Annotated in this window: 1 protein-coding gene; it reads right to left on the reverse strand. The window is 71.7% G+C overall.

Features of this window, described 5'->3' with window-relative positions; genetic code table 11:
* The coding region (locus ACZ7LS_RS36760) for a type I polyketide synthase (protein WP_385137458.1) at positions 1–2,572 on the reverse strand (2,572 nt) is incomplete at both ends.

The raw sequence follows: 2,572 nt of genomic DNA on the forward strand, positions 1-2,572 counted from the left end.
AGGGAGTCGATGCCGAGGTCTTTGAGGACGTGGTCGGTGGTGAGGGTGTGGGGGTCGTTCAGGCCGAGGACGGTGGCTGCTTCGGTACGGACGAGTTGGTTGAGTACGTCACGGCGCTCGTCCTCACCCAGCACCACCAACCGCTCCCGCAGACCCGACGGAGCCCCCTGCGCATCACCCGCCCGACGCGGCCTGGCACGCACCAGACCCCGGAACCGGGCCGCCACCTCCTCACCACGGCCCGCGCCACGCTGCAACGACGCCAACTCCAGCCGGATCGGCGCGAGATGCGCATACGGCTGGACCAGCGACGCGTCCAGCAGACGCATGCCCTGCGACTCGGTCAGCGCACCGATCCCCTGACGACGGATACGTGAGAGTTCCGCCTCACCCAGGTGCGAGGTCATGCCGATACCGGCGAGCTGCCACAGCCCCCAGGCCAGGCTGGCGGCGGGCAGGCCCTGAGCGCGGCGGTGATGGGCGAGCGCGTCGAGGAACGTGTTCGCCGCGGCATAAGTGCTCTGCCCCGCGCTGCCGAGGATGCCGGCGGCGGAGGAGAACAGCACGAACGCGGCAAGATCATGGGCCTGGGTCAGACGGTGCAGATGCAACGCCCCGTCGACCTTGGGAACGAAGACCCGGGCCAGACGTTCGGGACTCTGCCCGGCGACGAGGCCGTCGTCGAGGACACCGGCGAGGTGATAGACCGCCGTCAGCGGCCGGTCCAGACCGCCGATCAGAGCGGCGGCCTGCCGCTCGTCACCGATGTCGCACGCGCGGATCTCGACCGACACCGCCCCCGACTCCCGCAGCTCACCCACGAGGCCGTCCGCGCCGGGCGCCGCCGGTCCCCGGCGCGAGGTCAGGACGAGATGACGTGCGTCGTGGTGGCGCACGAGGTGGTGGGCGAGCTGACGGCCCAGCTCCCCGGTACCACCGGTGACCAGCACAACACCCTCGGGGTCAAGACGCCGGACCTCAGGGACCGTGTCGGTGACACGGGCCCGCACCAGACGGCCCACCCGCACCTCACCCCCACGCACAGCCACCTCGGGCTCGTCGGCCAACGCGAGCGCGTCGTCCAGGAGATGAGCGTCCTGGACATCGAGGTCGATCAGGCGCACCGAGCGCTCGGGGTTCTCGGTCGCGGCCGCACGGACCAGGCCCCACAAGGGCGCGTGAACCAGATCCCGGGCACCCTCGCCGACAGCCCGGCGCGTGACCCACACCAACTCGCTCCCGGCCAGGCGCTCATCACCCAGCAGCCGCTGGAGCGTCGTCAGCGCCTGAGCGGCCGTCCCGGTCGGATCGCCGTCCGCCGTCGGCGCGGTGGCATCGACCAGGACACGGGCCGGGACGGTGTCGGCGCCCAACAGCGCGTCCACGTCGGCGAACCGCGGGACTCCGCCGAGCACGGCCGCCAGTTCCACCCCGCCACCCAGTACGACGACATCCTCGACCTCCGCCGTACGAGCGGCACCACGCGGGGCCACGAAATCGGCCCGGTAGAGGTGCTCCACGGGCTCGGCGGCCCGGATCTGCTCGGCGGTGACCTCCCGCAGCCGCAGCTCTCCGACAGAGGCCACCGGCCGGCCCGCGCCGTCCGCGGCATGGATCCGGGCCACAGCCGCCTCCCGGTCCAGGGAGATACGGACACGCAGCTCGGCGCTGTGGGTGGCGTGGAGGCGGGCGTCGGTCCACTCGAAGGGGAGGACGACATCCTCGTCGGTACCGCGCAGGGCGGTGAGACCGTGGAGCGCGGCATCGAGGAGCGCGGGATGGATACCGAAGTCGTCGGGCGCGATGCTCTCGGGCAGACGGATGAGGCCGTAGGCGTGGCCGTCCTTGCGCCACAGCTCGGTCAGCCCCTGGAACGCCGGGCCGTAGCCCAGCCCCTGGGATGCGAACTGCTGGTAGAGACCCTCCAGATCGACCCGTTCGGCACCCGGAGCCGGCCACTGCGCCAGCTCCGCGAACTCGGCAGAGCCCTCCGCACCGGACGCCGACTCGACCAGCTCACCGAGAGCGTGCTGGTGCCAGACCCCGTCGAGCGCGTCCTCCGGCTGGCTGTACAGGGCGATGGCGCGCCGGCCCTCGATCTCGGCACCGACCACGACCTGCAACCGGACCGCGTCGCGCAGGACCAGCGGCTCGGTCATGGTCAGCTCGCCCACCGCGTCCGCGCCGACCTCCCGCGCCGCGGCGAACGCGATCTCAAGGAGCGCGGTGCCGGGGGTGATGGTGGTGTCGAAGACGGTGTGGTCATTGAGCCAGGAGTGTGCGGCCGGGGAGAGCCGGCCGGTGAGGAGATGACCGTTGTCGTTGGCCAGGGCGGTGGCGGCGGCGAGCCAGGGATGACTGGTGGTGCGCAGACCGATGGTGCCCGCGTTGGCGAGGGAGTGGGCCGCCTCGATCCAGTAGTGCTGGTGCTGGAAGGGGTAGGTGGGGAGGCCGGGTATGGGGGCGGTGGTCTGGCCGGGGAAGAGGTGGTGCCAGTTGGTGGGGTGGCCGTGGGTGTGGAGGGTGGTGAGGTTGCGGAGGAGTTGGGTGGTGGTGCCGTTGTTGCGGGTGA

This window comes from Streptomyces sp. NPDC039430 (assembly GCF_055639435.1).